Genomic DNA, 20,991 nt, shown 5'->3' with positions numbered 1-20,991 from the left:
CGGACTGTTCTTGGCAAGCCTGCTAAAATAGTGTGCTGACAAAAACTAACCCGTAAAAAAACCGCAGTAATAACACTGCGGTTTTTTATGTCTCGTTACTTATATTTCGTTACTTATGTCTCGTTATTTATGTCACATTAAATAACGTGCGTCGCCTGCTTTCATAGGTCATCACAAATCATCATCAGCGAATTTTACTGAGCGGCTTGTACTTCCGCATTCTTCACAAATTCATCCAACCAAGCGGTCGTTTCCCACAGCATATGTAACACTGATTCGCGAGCGCGATAGCCATGCGATTCCAGTGGTAACATGACTAAACGGGTAGTGCCACCATTACCTTTAATCGCCTGATATAAACGTTCGCTTTGCATCGGAAAGGTACCGGAGTTGTTATCATCAGTGCCATGGATCAACAACAGCGGCGTTTTAATTTTTTCAGCATGAAAAAACGGCGACATCCGAGCGTATAATTCAGGATCATCCCATAAGGTGCGCTGCTCACGCTGAAAGCCAAAAGGCGTTAAGGTGCGATTATACGCGCCACTACGTGCAATACCGGCTTTAAATAAATGGGTATGCGCCAGCAAGTTCGCGGTCATAAAGGCGCCATACGAATGGCCACCTACTGCTACCCGGTTTGGATCGGTTACACCACGCGCCACCCCTGCGGCAATCACGGCTTCTGCATTTAACACCAGTTGCTCAATAAAGCTATCATTTGGTTCTTTATCGCCTTCGCCAACAATCGGCATAGTGGCGTTATCAAGCACCGCATAACCTTGTGTCGCTAAAAATTGTGGATTCCAATAGCCAATACGATTAAACCGGTAAGGCGAATCAGTCACTTGACCAGCTGCCGCAGCACTCCGGAATTCACGCGGATAAGCCCACACAATAGTGGGTAAGGCACCATCACGAGTCTTATCGTATCCAGCAGGCAGTAATAAGGTCGCCGACATCGGAATGCCATCAGCCCGCTGATAATTAATCAGCTCACGGCTTATGCCTTGGGTGTGTGGCATGGGATGTGGTGTTTGAGTAAGGGCCGTAAGCTCGCCTGATTGAAGATTACGCAGATAGAAATCTGGCGGCAAGTCAGCCGATTCGCGCTGTGTTAATAGCTGCCCCGAGGGTAATAAGGTTAATGGATATTCGTAAAATGGCGCTTCCGAACGCCATAACCGGGTGGTCTCGCCCGTCGCTAACTGCCGTTTATCGATAAAAGGCCGATTACCTTCAGTAGACGCGCCAACGGCCGTTAAATAAATAGCGCCATTTTCCACACGCAGTAAACGCTGACCATTGGCCGCGGTGGTCATTAATGGTGAGCCTGGATCGTTATATTGATCTTCTGATGAGCGTTCCCACATCAGTTGGGCCGCTTGACCATTAGGTAAATACCACACCTTTTCGTTACGATCTTGCCACCAGCGCTCCCACACCATCAGGCTACCATCAGCAGCCGCCATTAAATACGAGAAACGATAACGTAAATCCATTAATTTTTCGGGCTCGGCCGTAAAGGGCGCTGCTAATTGAAACAGCTGATCGCGAACGGCTACCTTATTAGCGGGATCACCGCCATCAGCAGCCTGTGCCCAGTACAACGTGGCAGAGTGATCGGCACGCCAACTAATATCACGACGCCCTGTTGGCACGGCATCAAAGGCAATGGGTAAGTTATCCGCTACAGGTTGTTGTACCACTTGGTAAACCAGCTTACCCGAGGCATCCCATACTTCGGTGGTGTAGGCGAACCGGAATACTGGCACCGCATAGGAGAACGGCTGCTCGATACGATTCACTAATATAAATTGATTATCGGGTGAGATCTCTACGCTGCGAAACAATTGCGGCTTGCCAAGTAGCGTCGTTTTATTGTTAACGCCTAGTTTCACTAATTGGCTGGTAAAGTAATAACTAAATAAGGCTTCATCATGTTTATTTTTTAACAAATCTTGATAGGTTCGAGCTGGCGCCGTACGACCACGCGCTTCGGTAATGACAGGACCCGTTGGTACCTTACTGGCAACCGGTTCATTGCCGCGTTTTGCTGGCACGGTGGCAACATAAATCGCTTTGCTATCTGCCGACCATTGCAATACCCCGCCCCAAATGGCATTAATTGGCGCTTTGCCCCACGCGCTGGCTTTAGCCGCCGCGATATCAATTCGCCACAGGTTAGCGCGGTTATCCTCTAATTGAATAAACGCTAAGTAACGACTATCAGGCGACCAGCTTAGGTTAACGGCCTTTAAGCTTTTCGGTAAGCCACTAATTGCTTTGCTTTGCTGGGTATCTAAATCGATCAGCTGCAAAGAGGATACATAGCGTGGTTGCGCCGGACCATTGTTGGCTGGGTTAAAACGCACACCCGCTAGCCGATATTCTGGCGCCGCTAAATCGGCAATAGCCGGTAACGCAGGGAAAGCCGTGCTTAACATAATACGGCCGTTTGGGCTTAAACTGGCACCCGGTGCCGGAGCCGCATCTACAATATCAACAATTTCTTTGGCCGGCTGTTGATAGCCAATATCAACCGCCGTCGCCAATGCGACGCTACTGGCACTGAGCAAGGCGCCCAGCAGCAAGGTATTTAGCAACATTCTCATGTTTGGTATTCCCTGTTTATTAAAATAACGCTGTTGAAAATAATAAATGTTGTAGCACGTTTATCCCGTATCCTGTGTGTGCATTCGACCACTAAAAGATAAATTGAGACCAGCGCCACCAACATGTAAAACCTTGTTACAAACTTAAACTGAATTTTTTTGTTAATTTATTTAAAATTAATACAGCTACGTTACATATTCAGTTTTTATTCAGTTAAAAAAGCTGAATATGCCGTATCACCACCCTACAAGGATTTAAACATGTTAAAAAAATTATTAGGTTTAGCCATCATTACGGCCTTTGCGAGTACCGCAGTTACGCCGGTTATCGCGGCTGATACGCCGTTTTATGTTGGTGGCCAAATTGGCGCGGCCAAGTTAAAAGAAACAGAAAGTGGATTTTCAGAAAGTTTTGACTTTACGACACTGTCGGCAGTGGCCGGCTACAGTTTTAATCAATACTTTGCCGCTGAAATACGCTTAGGTACGGGTATTCGTGATGAATCTTATAGTGAAGGCGGCTTTTCTGAGAAATTTAAAATAAGTCAGCAAAATTTATTATTGGTTAAAGGTACTGTGCCAGTAAGCGATGCCTTTTCATTATATGGTTTAGCCGGTTTTGGCTCAGTAAAATTTAAATATGAAGAACGTGAGCCGGGCTTTAGCTACTCAGAAACCGATACGGTAGATGGCTTTAGCTGGGGTGTGGGCGCGGCGTTTAATATTACGTCTAATTGGTCGGCTAGCTTAGAGTACTTGCAATTGCCTGAAGAAACGTTCCGCGAAGGGCCTTTTACATTGAAGTTTAAAACCAGCAGTGTAAATCTGGGCGTGAATTATCGTTTCTAAGCTATATAACACTATCTAAGATTCTGCTGAGCGAATTTTAGTAGCGTAAAAAAGGGGGAAGTAAGACTCCCCCCTTTTTATTTCATCTCTATTTTCAATGAGTAACGATTACCAGATTTTTACCCGAACCTCTTCTTCTCGATACATACCATCACCGGGTTTTACCTCAAAGGCGTCATAGAATTCTGGCATATTCGACAGCACCCCTAATACCCGATACATTCCAGGCGAGTGTGGGCCGGTAATCACTTGCTGACGCAAAGCTTCATCACGGAATTTGATACGCCAAACTTGTGACCAACCAATAAAGAAACGTTGCTCTGGGGTAAAACCAGCAATCGTCTGTTTGGGTTGGTCTTTAGTCGCGTTTTGATAGGCACGGAATGCCACCGTTAAGCCACCTAAGTCGGCAATGTTTTCACCTAACCCTAAGGCACCTTGCAGGTGCAAATTATCAATTGGATTAAACGCATTATACTGATCGATCATCCGCTGAGCACGTTCGCTAAATTGCCGTGCATCCTCGGGTGTCCACCAATCACGTAAATTACCATCACCATCCGAGCGGCGGCCCTGATCGTCAAACCCATGCGTAAATTCGTGACCAATAACCCCGCCAATGGCCCCGTAGTTTACCGCGTCATCCGCGTCTACGTTAAAAAATGGCGGTTGCAAAATCGCAGCCGGAAACACAATTTCGTTCATGGTTGAACTGTAGTATGCATTTACCGTTTGCGGTGTCATGCCCCACTCATCACGATTTACAGGTTGCCCTAAACGATTAACCATTCGCTGATATTCACACTCGCTGCTACGGCGCAAATTACCAATCAAATCGTTCGCCTCAATCGTTAAACAGTCATAATCACGCCACACATCGGGGTAACCAATTTTGGTATTAAACTTGGCTAATTTGGCTTGCGCTTCCACTTTCGTTTCTGCACTCATCCACTCCAGCTCGTCGATGGCTTCTTTAAAAGCCACCCGCAGATTTTCGATCATCACATCCATACGAGCTTTCGCTTCAGGTTTAAAATGGCGCGCAACATATTCTTTGCCCACCATAAAACCTAAATTACTATCTACCACATTAACGGCTAACTTTTCACGGCTACGTTGTTCTTGTTGGCCACTTAGGGTTTTGCCATAAAACTCGAAACTTGCCTTGGCAAATGGCTCGCTTAAATTGGCGGCATTAGCACGTAATAAGTGGAATTTTAAATAGGTTTGCCAGTGTGCAACCGGGATATCGGCCTGTAATTTGGCGAAAGCCGTAAAGTAAGTGGGCTGGCGAATCACCAGTTCATTGACCTTGCCTAACTCGGCAGCAGTTAAAAACGCACGCCAATCAAAACCCGGTGCAGTTTGTTCAATTTCCGCTATCGTGAGCTTATTGTAAGTTGCATTGCGATCCCGATTTTGAATACGTCCCCACTGAATGGTGGCTAATTGTTTCTCAATCGCTAACACGTGATCTGCCGCTTGATCTGGATTATCCCAACCCGCTAGCTGCCAAAGCGTGGCAATAAAGGCTTTATACTGCCCCAGTAACGCCAGTGAGCGTTCATCATCTTTTAAATAATAATCGCGATCAGGTAACCCTAAGCCAGCTTGACTAGCACCTGTAATGTACTGATCAGATTGGCGCTGATCCTGCCCAACAAATACCGCTAAGGGTGCACCAAACCGGTATTGCTGAAGTTCACCCCACAAGCTAGCAAGCTCTTGATGCGTGCGGACTTGCTGTATCCGTGCAATGTCGCCACGCAATGGGTTTAAACCGAGCGTATTGATCAAGGGCTCATTTAAAAAAGAGTGGTATAAATCGGCAATTTTTTGTGCATCTGAATTTTTTGGATGCTGGCCGGCTGCCAGTTCACGAATAATCTCTAGAACCTGTTGATCGGCATTCTCGCGTAATTCATCAAAACTGCCCCAACGTACCTTGTCTGCTGGAATTGCTGTTTCGCTTACCCAATTACCGTTTACAAAGCGGAAAAAGTCTTGCTGCGGAGCCACACTTTTATCAAAGTTTTTTAAGGCAAAACCAGCTTGCTGTTCTGCCGTCACACTCACGGCGGGTGACTGTTCTGCGTTAGGTTGACTTTGACAGCCACTTACGCCGAGCGCAAGAGCAATACCTAGTGCTAATAACGTTGGTTTTTTCATCGGGGATCCTTGGTTTTGGTTTTTATTTGAGAGTAAAAGAGCCACATTTATTTGAGTGTAAAAAAGCCGCATTACCCTGTCCAGTAAACAAGATATGCACCCTGTCGGCTGCGATAAACACCTTTAGATAAGTGAATGCGCGACCCGCTATACGGTTTTACTTGAATTACGCGTGAAATTTCCGCAGGATCAGCATATCGTTTATTCACAGGATCTTACTATGTTAGATACGGCATTAAGTTCATTAGCAGGTTTACCGTCTTTTTTGGCCTATTTTGTGTTGGCCGTTGTGTCAGTATTGGTGTTTGTTCGCCTGTACAGTTGGGTGACACCGCATGATGAATTTGGCTTAATTCGCGCCAATAATCCTGCGGCAGCGCTAGCGTTTGCTGGGGCTCTGATTGGTTTTGCACTGCCGTTATCTAGCGCCATTACCCATTCGCTGTCTTTACTTGATTGCGCGATTTGGGGGTTAGTGGCCACCGTAGTACAAATACTCACGTTTTTCATTAGCCAACTGGCACTAAAACAGTTGCCACAACGTATTACCCAAGGTGATCTTGCTGCAGGAATTTTTTCTGCAGGGTGTTCGATCAGCGTCGGTTTGCTAAACGCTGCCTGTATGAGTTATTAAGGAGCCAATAATGCAACATCCACACTTCAAACGTAGTCGTAAAGCGGCCATGTTATTTATGGTACCGGCTGCAACCTTATTGTTAAGCGGCTGTGGTAGTGAAAAAACGGTCGAAGCTCAGGTATTTAATACGCCTGACGAATGTGCGGCCTTTTATAATCCACCAGCGGAATGCCAAGCCGCCTTTGCGGATGCCCAAGCCTTACACCCACAAGTTGCTCCACGTTATGCGAACAAGCAAGAATGTGAAGTCGACTTTGGGGTAGGTCGTTGTGAAACCGCTCCAGAACAAGGGCAACAACAAGCACAAGGCAGTTTTTTTATGCCAATGATGATGGGCTTTTTAGCAGGTCAAATGCTAAACCGGGGAGGCATGGCAGCACCGCAGCAACAAAATACCGCAGCTGCTGCTGGTGGACGTAATCCGGTACCGAATCAACCGCTGTATAAATCACGCGATGATCAAAGTACTTTCCGCACGGCAACCAATACCCCTGTGGCTTCAAAACCAGGGGTTACCCAAATTCGTCCATCAGCCGTTCAACCAAAGCCAGCCAGTTTAGCGCGGCGCGGTGGGTTTGGTGCGCAAGCACAACAACGTGCGGCGGCCGCCCCGCGTCAGACCACCATGGGTGGCTAAACCATGAAAAAAGTGCCTATTGCACCACGCCCAGGTTGGCAGGCATTTGCTGAAAGCGTCGGCTTTGCCTTTCATACGATTGATAATGAGCCGTATTGGGATGAGTCGGCTTATTATGAGTTTAGCCTCGCGCAGATTGAAGACGATTTAGAGACGCCAACTGAGCAGTTGCATCAGATGGCGCTTGATCTCGTGCCAGAAATCTTGCAAAGCGAAGAAAAACTACAACAACTTGGGATCCCAGAAGCGTTTTGGGACGCCGTACGTTATAGCTGGCAAAATGGCGAGCCGCATCTTTATGGCCGGATGGACTTTGCCTACGATGGTAAAGGCCCAGCAAAATTGCTAGAGCTAAATTACGACACGCCCACATCGTTATACGAGACCGGCTTTTTCCAATGGGTTTGGCTGGAAGATCAGCAAATGCGGGGAGCTCTTCCCTCTGGTGCTGACCAATTTAACTCGCTACAAGATAAACTTGAGCAAGCCTTTGCCCAACTCCCGTTACCGCAGCCGTTTTACTTTAGCAGTGTTGCCGATAGCCAAGAAGACAAAGGAACTGTCGATTATCTGATGGATATTGCACTACAAGCTGGCATTGATAGTCGCTATATTGCGTTAGAACAATTGGGGGATATCGAAGGGCAATTAGTCGATTTGGACGGTTTCCCTATTGAAGGCTTATTTAAGCTCTATCCTTGGGAGTTTATGTTACAAGAAGAGTTTTCATCGACGTTAATCAGTTCTAATACCCGTTTCGTTGAACCCTTGTGGAAAATCTTATTGTCCAACAAAGGTATATTGCCTTTATTGTGGCAAAAGCATCAGGGGCATCCTAATTTATTACCGGCGTTTTTTGATGACGGTAAACAGCCACTCAGCGCTGGCTGGGTACGTAAACCCCTGTTCTCACGCGAAGGCGCCAATGTTGAATTGCTCACCCACAGTGGCGAACGGATTTTTCAACCAGGACCTTATGATGACGGCGCTTATATTCGGCAAGCCTTTGCGCCATTACCGCGTTTTGGCGACAGTTATACGTTAATTGGTAGTTGGGTAGTTGGCGATCTTGCTGCAGGTATTGGCGTTAGAGAAGATAATAGTTTAATTACCAAAGACAGCTCGCGGTTTTTACCGCACATTATCTTAGGCTAAGCGTCTCGATTGGCTGTAGATTCTGCTACGTAAAACGGGCTTGCCCTAATGGCTAAGCTAGCGCCAAACTAACGCGCAGAAACCCTTTGTCTCGTGCTAATAACAGCACGAGACAGGCGAATAAATATTCATATATATTGGATATAAAACCACATCTGCGTTACCATAACGCAACATAATTTATCCTGTTCTAAAACGTGGTCTGGCAGTTTTTGTGAATAACTGCCAGACTTGTTATTACCATTTTTTAAAGGATCTTAACTGCCCGTGCGTACAACTGAACTCGTTAGCGGTTTCCGCCAATCTGCTCCCTATGTTAATGCTCACCGAGGGAAAACCTTCGTCATTATGCTGGGTGGCGAAGCGATCATGCAGCCTGGTATTCGAAGCATTATCAATGATATTGCGCTGCTTAACAGCTTAGGTATTAAAGTGGTATTGGTATACGGCGCTAGGCCGCAAATTAACCAAGCACTAACGCAAGCTGGTTTAGAACCGCAATATCACAACAGAGTGCGCGTAACCGATGATGATTCATTTAAATTAATCAAACAAGTCGCCGGCGCCTTACAATTAGATATTACGGCTCGTTTATCTATGAGCTTAAGTAATACGCCTATGCAGGGTGCGCAAATTAACGTGGTCAGTGGAAACTTTGTGATTGCGCAACCACTGGGCGTTGACGAAGGTATTGATTATTTCCACAGCGGTAGAGTACGGCGTATTGATACCACAGGGATCCGTCGTCAGCTTGATAATAATGGTATTGTACTGATGGGCCCAATTGCTGCCTCGGTTACGGGCGAAAGCTTTAATCTAACCGCTGAAGAAATTGCCACCCAAGTGGCCATTCGCCTGAAAGCCGATAAGATGATTGGTTTTAATGAGGTGGGTGGTATTACCGGCGAAAACGGCGAAATAACGGCTGAATTAATGCCAAATCGTGCCGAAGATATTATGCAGCAATTAGAGCTGCTCGATGACGCCTGCGTGGGGACAGTGGCATTTTTACGCGCCGCCGTTACGGCCTGTCGTGCAGGTGTGCCACGTTGTCACCTAGTAAGCTATAGTGAAGATGGCTCTTTGCTACAAGAACTGTTTTCACGGGATGGTATTGGTACGCAAGTGGTCACTGAATCCGCTGAAAAACTACGCCGCGCGGTAATTAGTGATATTGGCGGTATCTTAGATTTGATTCGGCCACTAGAGCAACAAGGCTTACTGGTAAGACGCTCACGTGAACAACTCGAAATGGAGATCGATTATTTTACCTTGATTGAACGAGATGGTTTGGTTATTGGTTGTGCTGCGTTATATCCGTTTACCGAAGACAACGTGGGTGAATTTGCCTGCTTAGCGGTTCATCCCGATTATCGTGATGCTGACCGTGGCACCACGCTGCTACGCAGTGTTATTCAGCAAGCAAGACAGCGAAAATATGATCGGCTGTTTGCACTCACCACACGCAGTATTCACTGGTTTTTAGAACAGGGTTTTGAGCTCGTGACCGTAGAAGATTTACCGACACAGAAAAAACAACTTTATAATTACCAGCGCCGCTCAAAAATTTTGGCGCTGGATTTATAACGCACGAATCTCGCCCATTTGCCAGATCGCGCGACGACACACTACGCGCTTTAGATAATAAAGCGCGTGGTTAACCCCTGTAACGTTGTCGATAACTGACGTAAGTCGGCACTAAAATTCGCTAACTGAGCGGCGGCGGCGGCACTTTCATCAATTAATTGATTACTATCGTGCACGCTTTGGCTAATATCCTGTACCACTGCGGCTTGTTCATCAGTAGCACGCGCTACATCCTGATTTAATTCATCCAATTGACGGATCCCCTGCACAATGCGCCCTAAGGCTTCACTGGCAGACGCCATAGCTATAACGCCATGCCGAGCACGTTCTTGCCCTGCGGCAGATGCCTGCACCGCATGACGGGATTGGCTAGCGAGTTGATCAATCATCTGCTGGATTTGATTTGTCGATTGTGCAGCACGTTGCGCCAAATGCCGCACCTCATCGGCAACCACCGCAAAACCACGCCCTTGCTCACCCGCTCGTGCAGCTTCAATCGCAGCATTTAGAGCTAACAAATTGGTTTGTTCAGAAATACTGCGGATCACACTAAGAATATCGGCAATTTTATCGCTATTTTGCGCTAAGGTACTTACCACCTTAGCAATATTTTCTACTTCACCACTCAGTTCGCCAATACTCTTGTTAGTTTCGGCAATCACAGCTAAACCTTGATCGGCATGGCCACGCGTCGTCCTTGCCGCTTCAGCGGCGACCTTTGCATGATTTGCTACTTCGGCAATCGTGGCACCTAATTGCTCTATGGCTGTAGCAATACGGCTTAATCGCTGCCGTTGTTCTGCAGCTAGCTCTTTATTATTGTTAGCATTTTCAGATACCACTGCAGAGGACGACAGCAATAAAGTATTTTGTTGCTGTACTTCAGCCACTAATTGCCGAATATTGGCGACAAAATTATTAAAACCACTACTAATTTGCTGAATTTCTTGCGCCCCTTTCACCGCAAGACGCTGGCGTAAATCGCCCTGCCCCTGACCAATATCTTGCAGAGAATGCGCCACCTCATGTAACTGCCGGGTGAGGCGCTGCGCCACAAACCACGCAGCTAACGCGGCAAGCAGCGTTAAAATAATGCCAGAAAGGAGCACTTGATCACGAATCCGTTGGACGGGTGCTAACACCTCGTTAACCGGCACTTGTGCGACCACCTTCCAACCAGCACTGGTCACAGGTGTACTGACGAGTAACACCTGATCATTCACCACACTGGCTAATCCGGCTTGTAATAGTTGCTGACTTGCACTGGCACCCACAACATCTGTTAAGGTTTTTTGCAACACGCTACTGTCGGGATGCAAGATTACGTGTCCAGTCTGATCAATAAGATACACTAAACCCGATTCGGCAATACGCACCGAATTTAAGTAAGCAACAAGTTGCTCTAACGAGACGGCGATACCCGATAAGCCCCGGCCGTTAAGTTGCTGATAATTAACAAACATCCGCACCCGGCCGTTAGGTTCCGTAAATAAGCTGACGTTGGTTGCTTGACCTGAATCACGAAACGCAAAAAACCACGCATCGTCTTGCTGATTTAACGCACGTAAAAATCCATCTTGATTCCAATAACGCGCACTTTCTCGATCGGCCCACGAGGCAGCGTCTAAGGTTAACTGGCGTTGTACGGCTCGAATTTGGGTAAGCAGCATCGGTTCTTCTGACGCGGCAAACCCCTGCTCAGCCCAAGTCAAAATGTAGGGGTTTTCGGCGAGTTGCTGCGTAATCGTGGTCATTTGCAAGATTTGGGTATCTAACGTTTGCCCCACTTGCTTCACTAACGCCGGCATCTCATGATGCAGCATACGCTCAACAACAACATTGCGCGCTTGTTGATAAGACAAAGTACCCATTAAGGCCGTTGCCAATAAGGTGGCCAGCACCAAAGATAAAATCAGTTGCTGTTTAACTGACAGGTTTTTCAGAAAGGTCAAAGTACTGCTCCGGCTAACATCATAGCGAAAAGTGTTTGTGCCGATTTTAACACTGCGACACTGACAATCCTATGACAACGCGAGCAGTTAATCCCTTACAAGCCTAAAACAAAACCAAATCATCGCGATGCACCGCCACTTCGCTAGGGCAATAGCCTAAGCGTGCGGTAATTTCCTGGCTTTTTGCACCCTGAATTTTTCGCAACTCCATGGCACTGTATTGTGTAATACCCTGCGCTATCGTTTCACCGCTTTCGCGCGTCAATAATACGGCATCGCCTTTTTCAAAATCACCCTCTGTCCCATGAATACCTGAAGGCAACAGTGAAGCGCCACGCAGCGTTACCGCTTGGACTGCACCTGTATCCAATATTATGGATCCGCTTGGCTTTAGGTTATGGCGTAACCAGTGTTTTTTGGCACTTATGCGCTCTTGTTGGCGTAAAAATACCGTACCTACTGGCCGATTAAGCAACAACTCATCAAAGGTTGCCGCTTTTTGACCATTAATAATTAAGGTATCAATGCCCGCAGCGGTCGCTTTATCCGCGGCTTGAATTTTGGTGATCATACCGCCGGTACCGATTGCATGATGGCTACCGCCAGCCATGGCGTAGATATCAGCCGTTATGCTTGATACCTGAGGCAACAAGGTTGCAGTAGGTGTGGTGCGCGGGTTTGCAGTGTATAAACCATCGATGTCAGAGCAGATAAGCAAGGCATCTGCGTCGGCCACAATAGCAACCATAGCAGCAAGATTATCGTTGTCACCCACTTTTAATTCAGCCGTTGCCACCGTATCGTTTTCATTAACGATGGGCAATACACCATTCGCCAGCAAGGTTTTCAGGGTATTATCAATATTTAAGTAACGCCGACGATCTTTTAAGTCATCGTGCGTTAGCAAAATTTGCGCACAATCAAAATCAAATAATTGTGACCACGATGCCATCATCCGACTTTGTCCAACTGCCGCCATTGCTTGTTTAACATTGATCGGTAAGGGGAGTTGCTTAAAGCTTATCGCATTTCGGCCGGCAGCCACACTGCCCGAAGAGACCAAGACGACTTCGGTACCTGCCGCGCGACATTCAGCAATAAACCGCGCGATAGACAACAAATACCGGGTAGAACAGCCATTTGCCGTTGGTGCAATTAACGCACTTCCCACTTTTAATACAATACGTTTCCAACCACGCACCGCCATACTTACTGTCCTTGCTGTTATTTATCTCTGCTGATACACCGTGCTTAGCTTAAAGTTTAGAAGTCTACATGTCTATTTCTATTTATGCGTTTGCTCGTGTCTCGAGGTATGGCGAGATAACACTGATACAGTGCAATTGATAGGTTCAGCCTTGATTCATGCTGCCACGTTAAGATAACGCTAAATCATGTGGTAATTGCGGAGAAACAGCAATGAAAGTAAAAGCGACAGTGGTATTAATGATGTCGGCGAGTTTAGTCTTGGCAGGCTGTGCCACTACGGATAACCAAAATACCACCCGCGGCGCGGCTATTGGTGCGGTAGCAGGTGCTATTGCTGGTAAAGCAACGGGTAATCATAAAAACAAACGTTTAGTCATTGGCGCTGCGGTAGGTGCATTAGCGGGTGCCGCTGTGGGCAGTTACATGGATAATCAGGAAAAAGCACTGCGCGAAGAACTCTCTGGCTCAGGCGTTAAAGTGATCCGAAATGGTGACAAACTTACGCTGGACATTCCCGCCCAACTGACCTTTGACATTAATCGTTCAGATATTCGTGCCAGCTTGTATCCCGTCTTAAATGACATTGCAAAAGTATTGCGTGATTACCCCAAAACCATGTTGGTTGTTGCTGGCCACACTGATGATACCGGCCCATATCAATACAATATGAATTTATCACGTGCCCGTGCTGATGCCGTTAAAAATTATTTGATCGCGCAAAATGTGCAATCTATCAGAGTAGAAACAGTAGGTTACGGTCCAGATTATCCGGCAGTTCCTAACACATCAGAAGCAAACCGCGCGCAAAATCGGCGGGTTGAGATCCATATTGAGCCAGTGGTCGAGTAACTCCGCGGCATTTATGCTAACGTTTTAACAGCAACGCCCGGACATGCCGGGCGTTGTGGTTAACGTAGAATACGTGGCTACGCGATTAACGCGCTTGTGCAAACGCTTTTTTGACAAAATTCGGTAACGCACTAGCGGCTTTATGTACCTCAACATTGTAATACTCTGTCTCAAATGGTGCAGCTGCTGCATCGGCTTCACGGAATCCAACAAAGTCACCCGTTTTCTTAGCCAACGTGCACGTCCACCAACCTGATGGGTAGACCATTTGCGGGAAATTAAGGGTTTGTAAGCTGGCAAAACCGGCATCCGTCATCGCCTGACGCATTGCTGTAAGAAGAGGCATATGGATCAGCGGCGATTCACTTTGCTGTACCAAAATACCGTCATTCGCTAATGCTGCTACACAGCTAGCGTAAAAAGCACGGTTAAAAAGGCCTTCACCTGGACCAATTGGATCGGTTGAATCAACAATAATAACATCGATGGAACCTGGCGCGGCATCACGCATAAACTTAATGCCATCTTCAAAAGTTAACGTCGCACGCGGATCGTTGTTAGAGGCACACAGCTCAGGGAAGTATTTTTCTGCCATGCGAGTAACGTGTTCATCAATATCAATTTGCGTGACACATTTCACACCAGGATGCTTTAACACTTCACGCAAGGTACCACAATCACCACCGCCTATAATCACCACATTTTGGGGATTTGGATGCGTAAATAAAACCGGATGGCTCAGCATCTCGTGATATAAAAAGTTGTCACGACTACTTAACATGATAACATCATCAATGACCATTAAATTGCCAAAATGGGTGGTTTCATACATGGCAATTTTCTGAAAAGGTGACTGCACTTCATCCAGTTTTTTTGTAATGGCTAAACCAAACACACTACCACTGTCGGCAAACACTTCGGTAAGCCAATTTTTGTCATTAATTACTGACATTATTACCCCCTAAAACGTATAAGGCCCGTATTTTGCCTGCGTTGGCGGTGACATACAAATATTTCGGCAATTTTGCTGCACCAAGACGCTATAGGCTTTAAACTATAGCAGTTTAAATTTTTGAGGAAATACCATGGCTGATTGGGGTTTTGAGAAAGCACGTTCCATTTATAACGTTGCCGTCTGGAGTGAAGGCTATTTTGATGTGAATAAGGACGGTGATTTAATTGCCTATCCGGACCAGGATCACAAAAAAGCGGGTATTAGCTTCCCGGAGTTGACTCAGCGATTTAAAGAAGAAGGATTAACCTTGCCAGTGTTGGTACGTTTTACCGACATTTTGCAACACCGAGTTGATACTTTAATTAAATCTTTTCAACTGGCGAAAGCCGAAAAAGAATATCAAGGCCAATATACGGCGGTTTACCCCATTAAAGTAAACCAACAGTTTTCTGTAGTTAAACGCCTAATTAGCCACGACAGCGGTAAAGTCGGTTTAGAAGCCGGTAGTAAGCCAGAATTAATGGCGATTTTGGGTGTAACAGAACAACCATTGCAAATTGTGTGTAACGGCTACAAAGACAGCGAATTTTTGCGCTTAGCCACTATCGGACAAATGATGGGCCACACCGTGTATGTGGTAGTTGAGAAGCTGTCTGAATTAAAAACCCTGATCCGTGAAATAGATAACTTAGGCGCCGCACCGCGTATTGGTATTCGTATTCGCTTAAATTCAGTGGGTAAAGGCAAATGGCAAAATACCGGCGGTGAAAAAGGCAAATTTGGCTTAACCGCCACGCAGGTTTTACAGGCCATTGAAATTTTACGCGCTGCCAATAAACTCGATTTATTACAGCTGGTGCATTTCCATATCGGCTCACAAATTGCCAATATCCGCGATATTCATAATGCGATTCGTGAGTGTGCGCGTCATTATGCTGAATTACGTACGTTGGGCGTGCCCATTACGACAGTTGATGTAGGCGGTGGTTTAGGTGTTGATTATGAGGGCTCAAAATCTCGCTCTGCCTGCTCAATGAACTACACCATGATGGAATATGCCCGTAATGTCGTGAATGGCTTAAAAGAAGTGTGTGACGAGTACGATTTACCGCACCCGAATATTATCACCGAATCGGGTCGCGCGATGACTGCCCACCATGCCGTGTTAGTCACAGACGCTATCGACATTGAACGCGCGCCAGGCTTGGTGAATTTACCAGAGCCAAGCGAAGATTCGCCCACGGTAATTCTAGGCTTATGGGAAGCGTACCAAAACGTAACGCCTCGTTCAGCGATAGAGGCTTATCACGATGCGATTCATTACTTTACTGACGCGCACGCCCAATATGTACATGGCTTGTTAACCTTACAAGATTGGTCGTTACTAGAACAAATTTACTTTGCTACCATTAACAAAGTAAGAGCTAATTTGGACTTATCAGCGCGTTCTCACCGCGCCATTCACGATGAGTTGAATGAAAAGCTGGCCGATAAACTGTTTGTAAACTTCTCGCTGTTCCAATCGATGCCTGATGCTTGGGGTATTGATCAATTGTTCCCGGTAATGCCTCTGGAGCGGATGAATGAATCGCTGGAACACCGTGCGATTATTCAAGATATTACCTGTGACTCTGATGGTATGCTAAAAAGCTACGCCGATGGTAACGGTATTGAATCAAGTTTACCGCTGCCAGAATACAGTGAAGATAAGCAGTATTTATTAGGCATGTTTATGGTTGGCGCCTATCAAGAAATTTTAGGTGATTTACACAACTTGTTTGGTGACACCGATTCTGTTCACGTTGAGCTAACAGAAGATGGCAGCTACAAACTGACCAATATCATCAAAGGCGATACGGTTGCAGATGTACTGCGTTATGTGCAATTTGATGCTAAGAAGCTTATTGCCTCTTACACCAAACAATTGGCAAAACTGGATATGCTGGATAGCCGTAAGGATGAAATGCTGGATGAATTAAAAGCTGGCGTTTATGGTTACACCTATTTCGAAGATTAAGCTAAAATAAGCACTGATCGGAGGTGTTAGCCATAACACCTCCATTATTTGCATGGTCGTTCTACTACCATAAAATGAGATGAGTGCGTTATGTTACGATGGTTACCCAGCCCACTTAAGGGCGTTTTATCCTTACTACTGTATATCATTAATACCTTGTTTTGGTTTGTGCCGTTAATGTTGTTGGCCATTTTAAAGTTGTTGCCAATCACTCGCTGGCAAGCTTGGATGAGCTATTTGGTCGATGCCATCGCTGTTGCTTGGATAAGTTTAAATAATCTTACGACGCAGCTCTTTACCTCTATTAAATGGCGTATTGAAGGGCTTGAAACGCTGTCACGCAAAGATTGGTACTTGATTATTGCTAATCATCAATCTTGGGCAGACATTCTGATCTTACAAAATATATTTAATCGTAAAATTCCTTTTATTAAATTTTTCTTAAAAAAAGAACTCTTATATGTGCCGTTCATGGGGCTATGTTGGTGGGCTCTCGATTTCCCCTTTATGAAGCGCTACAGCCAACAACTGTTAAAAAAACGCCCAGAGTTGAAAGGTAAAGATATTGCGACCACGCGCAAAGCCTGCGAGAAATTTCGTTTTAAGCCGGTATCCATCATGAATTTTGTAGAAGGCACCCGTTTTACGCCTGCCAAGCATGCTGAACAACAGTCACCGTTACAGTATTTATTGAAACCTAAAGCCGGTGGCACCGCCTTTGTCCTTGGCACTATGGGTGAACAATTACATAAATTACTGGATGTCACTATTCATTATCCGCAAGGAATTCCTTCATTTTGGGATTACATTTCCGGTAAAGTTCATGCTATAACAGTTAATATTAACGTTTTACCAATAGGTAAAGAGTTGATCGGCGATTATAACGATCAGGTTTACCGTGAACGTTTTCAACAGTGGCTTAACCAATTGTGGACCGATAAAGATCGGCAATTGGCCGCACTACAAACCCGCGCTGACCAATAACGGAGTGTGTCAACGATGCTAAGCTTTTTGCCCGGTTTTTTACTGTTACCTTTAAGCTTCAGCTTATTTGCATTAAATTTAGCGTTTTGGGGAATACTCGTTACTCCCCTTGGCTTGTTGAAACTGTTGCTGCCATTGCCAGCCGCACACAAAAGGATTGCGGCTCTCGGCCGTCGCTGCTACCGCGGTTGGACAGCGGTGAATACGTTTTTAATGAACTTGTTTAACCAGATTGATTGGCAAATTAGTGGTCAACAACATTTAGACAAAGACAGCTGGTATTTGCTGATTGCCAATCATAAAAGCTGGGTAGATATTCCAGTTGTCAGTACCTTTGCTTACCCGCTGATCCCCGAGCCAAAATTCTTTTTAAAAGATCAGCTTAAGTGGATACCTTTTTTGGGAACGGGCTGTTGGGCGCTCGATATGCCCTACATGAAACGCTATAGCGCTGCCAAAATTGCTAAAAAACCGCATTTAAAAGGCAAAGATATTGAAACCACACGGCAATCTTGTGCAAAATTTCAATATACGCCTACTACCATTATTAACTTTGTTGAAGGCAGTCGTTGTACTGCCGAAAAACAACGGGCTAAACACAGTCCTTTCCAACATTTGTTACCTCCCAAAGCCGGCGGTATCGCCTTTACCCTGGCCAGTATGGGTGAGCAATTTAACGCGATTTTGGATATCACCTTAATCTATCCCGAGAACCAAGGCCATGTCGCACTAGATATGCTGATGGGTCGTCTCACCAAAGTGGTTATTCATGCCGACGTATTAGCCGTGAACCATGAGGTGATTGGAGATTATTTTAATGATGCCGCGTTTCGCGAAAATTTTCAGCAATGGCTTAACCAACGCTGGCAATTAAAAGATGCGTATATCAGCCAATACTATCAGCAACAGAGTTCTCCCCTATTGGTGAGCCCCTCACATGCTGAACGTGAATCTTTTCATTAACGTTCCGTTCTGCAGTGCCGCAGCAAACAACGCCGCGCGTTAGCCCTCTTTATTGCTCAGATATTGCTCAGGAGTGACGCGCGGCATGGTTACCCAAAAACGACTGCCTTCTCCTGGCATACTCTCTACGCGCAACTGCCCTTTTAAAATACCCGTTACCATATTATGCGCCAAACTCAAGCCCAATCCTGAGCCACCTTGCCCTAATCGGGTGGTAAAAAAAGGCTCAAATATTTTCGGTTGAATCGCTAAAGGTATCCCTTTGCCATTATCTGCCACGCTTAGCATGAGGGTTTGATCTAACTGGCTCACCGTAATAGTAACTTGCCCCCCCGGCTGATCGAAGGCGTGTATTAAGGCATTTTGTACCAAATTAATTAATACTTGCTCTAATGGCCCAGGATAACTTTCAATCAATATAGGTTGGTCGGGCTGCTGTAACGTTACACTATGACCACTTTTGCGAATACTGGGTTGTAACATCAACAATACGTCATCAAGGATCTCGTGCACGAAGGCGGTCCGCCGTTGCAATGAGGTTTGATCAATCGCAACTTGTTTAAAGCTACGAATCAATTCGGCAGCACGGAGTAAGTTTCTATCAAGAATAGCCGTGCTGTCTTGGCCATCGGCCAAAAACTGCTCAAAATCCTTTTTCGTTAACCCTACCGCAGTTTTGGCTACTAAGTGTTGATAATCTGATTTAAGTCGTGACGCCGCCAGCACCGCATTCCCAACCGGCGTATTTAACTCATGAGCAATACCCGCGACCAAATTGCCTAGTGCCGCTAACTTTTCAGATTGAATCAGCTCTTGCTTAGTTAACTCAAGCGTGTTGATGGTATGTTGTAACTGTTGCGTACGCTGATCAACACGCTGTTCTAATTGATCATTAATCGCCAGTAATTGCCCCTGTAGCGCATAATGATCACTAATATCGTCATATACCGTAACCAACAATGTTTCATCGTCGGTTTGTACCACGGTAGCAGAAATCTCGCCCAAAAACGCGGAGCCATCTCGCCGTGTTAACCACACGACAAAGGCAGTCACTTGCCCTTCTTGGCGTATTTGCTGCATTAGGCGCGTGTGATCGGCTGCAGAACTCCATAGCAATGCATCTGAAAAAGTGTTCAGTGCAATTTGCTGATCCGAGTAACCAAATTTATCTAGCCATGCTTGATTTACTTTGTGCAAGATCACCTTGTCGTGAACCAAATAACCTACCGAAATTGGCGTTGGCGCAGCACGGAGAATAAGCTCTAGTTCTGCCTGACTTTGGCTTAACAAACGCTCACGTTTATGCAAATATTTCAGAGCAATCGCCATCGTGAGTAAGATCAGTAATCCTGAACTGAGAATCAATCCCGCCATATTGCGCACACTTAATCGCGTGAAATCGGCTCTTGCTTGCGTAAATTCGGTTAATGCTTCCTGTTCTGGGATCAATAACAGCATGTGCCATTGCTTGTTTAAAATAGTCAGTGACAAACGCTCAATAAGATAACCCTGCTCACCTTGCACAAAAGTACGCTGGCTAGGTGTGTTAAATAGGGTGGAAATCGCAGCATCGACATCTTGCAGTGACTCGCCCACTCGCTCGGGATAGTCGTTTGCCGCTAAGAGGCGCGCACTGTCGGTTAGCAAGTAAAAGCGGACATTCCCACCATAGAGGGGCCGCACAAACGCGGTAATGGCGGCATTAAACTCGGGCATATTTAAATCTACCCCAGCGATACCTAAAAACGCATTATTGGCAATAATAGGCACAGTTACCGACATAAGTTGCACGTTTATAAGGTCTTGCAGCTCCCACCAAAATGGTTCGGTAATACAGTTTTGTCGAGTCTGGCTCGGGCAGTTATACCATTCCGACTCGCTCTGTCCGTAGGCATCAAGTTGCTGCTGATATTTAAAATTGCCATCGGCTATTGGATAAAAGTGCAAACCATCGGCGTGTTTCACCCAATAAATTTCTAATGTTCCCTGCTCCGAACTATGCCGATAATCGCCCCGATTAGCGTCATCCTCGCCATCATAGGCATTAGGCTGAAAATGCATATACACAGAGTTTACAACAGGATTCGCCCTTAACGCTTCGGCAACTAAGGTTTTTAACTGCGTACGAGAAAGTTGTTCAGACTTTTCAACGGTTTTACTCGCCATCAACGCTAATAACTCGGGCGTTTCTACTGCGCGTTGAATATGATTTTTGATGTTGTTACTGATATTTTCGGCATTTAATAATAATTGAAATTCAATAGAGCTTTGCGCTTGTGCCCAGGCATCACGGGAACTTTGAATACTAGCTTGTTGTAATAAATAGATAGCAATAAGCAGCATGCCACCAAAAGACATCAACAAAAACACGGTTGATATAAGTAAATTTTTACGCAGTTGCCCTGACATCAAT

Annotated in this window: 15 protein-coding genes; 9 read left to right on the top strand and 6 right to left on the bottom strand. The window is 45.8% G+C overall.

Annotated features, from left to right (window positions below; translation table 11 throughout):
* Positions 1-194: 194 nt before the first annotated feature.
* Complete coding sequence (locus IE070_RS08070) at positions 195-2,615, bottom strand: alpha/beta hydrolase family protein (protein WP_189482284.1); 2,421 nt, start codon at positions 2,613-2,615, stop codon at positions 195-197.
* A 261-nt stretch (positions 2,616-2,876) separates the two neighbouring features.
* Between IE070_RS08070 and IE070_RS08065 the strand changes: the two genes are divergently transcribed.
* Entirely contained in the window at positions 2,877-3,464 is a 588-nt protein-coding gene (locus tag IE070_RS08065) for a porin family protein (RefSeq protein WP_189482283.1), read from the top strand.
* 108 nt (positions 3,465-3,572) lie between these two features.
* Here IE070_RS08065 and IE070_RS08060 read toward each other — a convergent pair whose 3' ends face one another.
* Positions 3,573-5,633 carry a M13 family metallopeptidase gene (locus IE070_RS08060; protein WP_189482282.1) on the bottom strand — a complete coding sequence of 687 codons (2,061 nt, stop codon included), beginning with the start codon at positions 5,631-5,633 and terminating at the stop codon, positions 3,573-3,575.
* A gap of 172 nt (positions 5,634-5,805) precedes the next feature.
* On the opposite strand from IE070_RS08060, the gene IE070_RS08055 reads away from it, so the two are divergent.
* The 4 genes from IE070_RS08055 to argA all read left to right on the top strand — a co-directional run bounded on the left by IE070_RS08055 (position 5,806) and on the right by argA (position 9,649).
* The gene (locus tag IE070_RS08055; RefSeq protein WP_229796982.1) at positions 5,806-6,267 is read left to right on the top strand and encodes a DUF350 domain-containing protein; all 462 of its coding nucleotides are present in this window, start codon (positions 5,806-5,808) and stop codon (positions 6,265-6,267) included.
* A gap of 10 nt (positions 6,268-6,277) precedes the next feature.
* Positions 6,278-6,907: a DUF1190 domain-containing protein gene (locus IE070_RS08050; protein WP_189482281.1), complete on the top strand. Its 630-nt coding sequence runs from the start codon at positions 6,278-6,280 to the stop codon at positions 6,905-6,907.
* A gap of 3 nt (positions 6,908-6,910) precedes the next feature.
* Positions 6,911-8,062 carry a glutathionylspermidine synthase family protein gene (locus tag IE070_RS08045; protein WP_189482280.1) on the top strand — a complete coding sequence of 384 codons (1,152 nt, stop codon included), beginning with the start codon at positions 6,911-6,913 and terminating at the stop codon, positions 8,060-8,062.
* 267 nt (positions 8,063-8,329) lie between these two features.
* Positions 8,330-9,649, top strand: coding sequence for an amino-acid N-acetyltransferase (gene argA, locus IE070_RS08040; protein WP_189482279.1), 1,320 nt, complete (start codon positions 8,330-8,332; stop codon positions 9,647-9,649).
* 50 nt (positions 9,650-9,699) lie between these two features.
* Here the strand turns inward: argA and IE070_RS08035 are convergent, their stop codons facing one another.
* The gene (locus tag IE070_RS08035) at positions 9,700-11,601 is read right to left on the bottom strand and encodes a methyl-accepting chemotaxis protein (protein ID WP_189482278.1); all 1,902 of its coding nucleotides are present in this window, start codon (positions 11,599-11,601) and stop codon (positions 9,700-9,702) included.
* Positions 11,602-11,704: 103 nt separating this feature from the next.
* Positions 11,705-12,808 carry a glutamate 5-kinase gene (gene proB / locus IE070_RS08030; protein ID WP_189482277.1) on the bottom strand — a complete coding sequence of 368 codons (1,104 nt, stop codon included), beginning with the start codon at positions 12,806-12,808 and terminating at the stop codon, positions 11,705-11,707.
* Between the two features lie 212 nt (positions 12,809-13,020).
* Between proB and IE070_RS08025 the strand changes: the two genes are divergently transcribed.
* Complete coding sequence (locus IE070_RS08025; protein ID WP_189482276.1) at positions 13,021-13,659, top strand: YiaD family glycine zipper/OmpA-like lipoprotein; 639 nt, start codon at positions 13,021-13,023, stop codon at positions 13,657-13,659.
* Positions 13,660-13,744: 85 nt separating this feature from the next.
* Here the strand turns inward: IE070_RS08025 and speE are convergent, their stop codons facing one another.
* Positions 13,745-14,611, bottom strand: coding sequence for a polyamine aminopropyltransferase (gene speE / locus IE070_RS08020; protein WP_189482275.1), 867 nt, complete (start codon positions 14,609-14,611; stop codon positions 13,745-13,747).
* Positions 14,612-14,744: 133 nt separating this feature from the next.
* On the opposite strand from speE, the gene speA reads away from it, so the two are divergent.
* The 3 genes from speA to yihG (IE070_RS08005) all read left to right on the top strand — a co-directional run bounded on the left by speA (position 14,745) and on the right by yihG (IE070_RS08005) (position 18,578).
* Complete coding sequence (gene speA, locus IE070_RS08015) at positions 14,745-16,631, top strand: biosynthetic arginine decarboxylase (protein ID WP_189482274.1); 1,887 nt, start codon at positions 14,745-14,747, stop codon at positions 16,629-16,631.
* 90 nt (positions 16,632-16,721) lie between these two features.
* Entirely contained in the window at positions 16,722-17,615 is an 894-nt protein-coding gene (gene yihG, locus IE070_RS08010; RefSeq protein WP_189482273.1) for a 1-acylglycerol-3-phosphate O-acyltransferase, YihG family, read from the top strand.
* Between the two features lie 15 nt (positions 17,616-17,630).
* A complete protein-coding gene (yihG, locus tag IE070_RS08005) occupies positions 17,631-18,578 on the top strand; it encodes a 1-acylglycerol-3-phosphate O-acyltransferase, YihG family (protein WP_189482271.1) in 948 nt (315 codons plus the stop codon).
* Positions 18,579-18,617: 39 nt separating this feature from the next.
* Here the strand turns inward: yihG (IE070_RS08005) and IE070_RS08000 are convergent, their stop codons facing one another.
* Positions 18,618-20,987 (bottom strand): ATP-binding protein, encoded by a 2,370-nt coding sequence (locus IE070_RS08000; RefSeq protein WP_189482269.1) that lies wholly within the window; start codon positions 20,985-20,987, stop codon positions 18,618-18,620.
* Between the last annotated feature and the right edge of the window lie 4 nt (positions 20,988-20,991).

Origin of the sequence: Alishewanella tabrizica, assembly GCF_014652375.1 — a bacterium.
GTDB lineage: Bacteria > Pseudomonadota > Gammaproteobacteria > Enterobacterales > Alteromonadaceae > Alishewanella > Alishewanella tabrizica.
Note: the sequence above shows the minus strand (reverse complement) of the source record. Positions and strands in the feature narration are given on the sequence as shown.

Bases quoted from the DNA above. Each gene is read 5' to 3' on its own strand.
- IE070_RS08070 (WP_189482284.1), bottom strand. From the start codon at position 2,615: ATGAGAATGTTGCTAAATACCTTGCTGCTGGGCGCCTTGCTCAGTGCC.
- IE070_RS08065 (WP_189482283.1), top strand. From the start codon at position 2,877: ATGTTAAAAAAATTATTAGGTTTAGCCATCATTACGGCCTTTGCGAGT.
- IE070_RS08060 (WP_189482282.1), bottom strand. From the start codon at position 5,633: ATGAAAAAACCAACGTTATTAGCACTAGGTATTGCTCTTGCGCTCGGC.
- IE070_RS08050 (WP_189482281.1), top strand. From the start codon at position 6,278: ATGCAACATCCACACTTCAAACGTAGTCGTAAAGCGGCCATGTTATTT.
- IE070_RS08045 (WP_189482280.1), top strand. From the start codon at position 6,911: ATGAAAAAAGTGCCTATTGCACCACGCCCAGGTTGGCAGGCATTTGCT.
- proB (WP_189482277.1), bottom strand. From the start codon at position 12,808: ATGGCGGTGCGTGGTTGGAAACGTATTGTATTAAAAGTGGGAAGTGCG.
- IE070_RS08025 (WP_189482276.1), top strand. From the start codon at position 13,021: ATGAAAGTAAAAGCGACAGTGGTATTAATGATGTCGGCGAGTTTAGTC.
- speE (WP_189482275.1), bottom strand. From the start codon at position 14,611: ATGTCAGTAATTAATGACAAAAATTGGCTTACCGAAGTGTTTGCCGAC.
- speA (WP_189482274.1), top strand. From the start codon at position 14,745: ATGGCTGATTGGGGTTTTGAGAAAGCACGTTCCATTTATAACGTTGCC.
- yihG (WP_189482273.1), top strand. From the start codon at position 16,722: ATGTTACGATGGTTACCCAGCCCACTTAAGGGCGTTTTATCCTTACTA.
- yihG (WP_189482271.1), top strand. From the start codon at position 17,631: ATGCTAAGCTTTTTGCCCGGTTTTTTACTGTTACCTTTAAGCTTCAGC.
- IE070_RS08000 (WP_189482269.1), bottom strand. From the start codon at position 20,987: ATGTCAGGGCAACTGCGTAAAAATTTACTTATATCAACCGTGTTTTTG.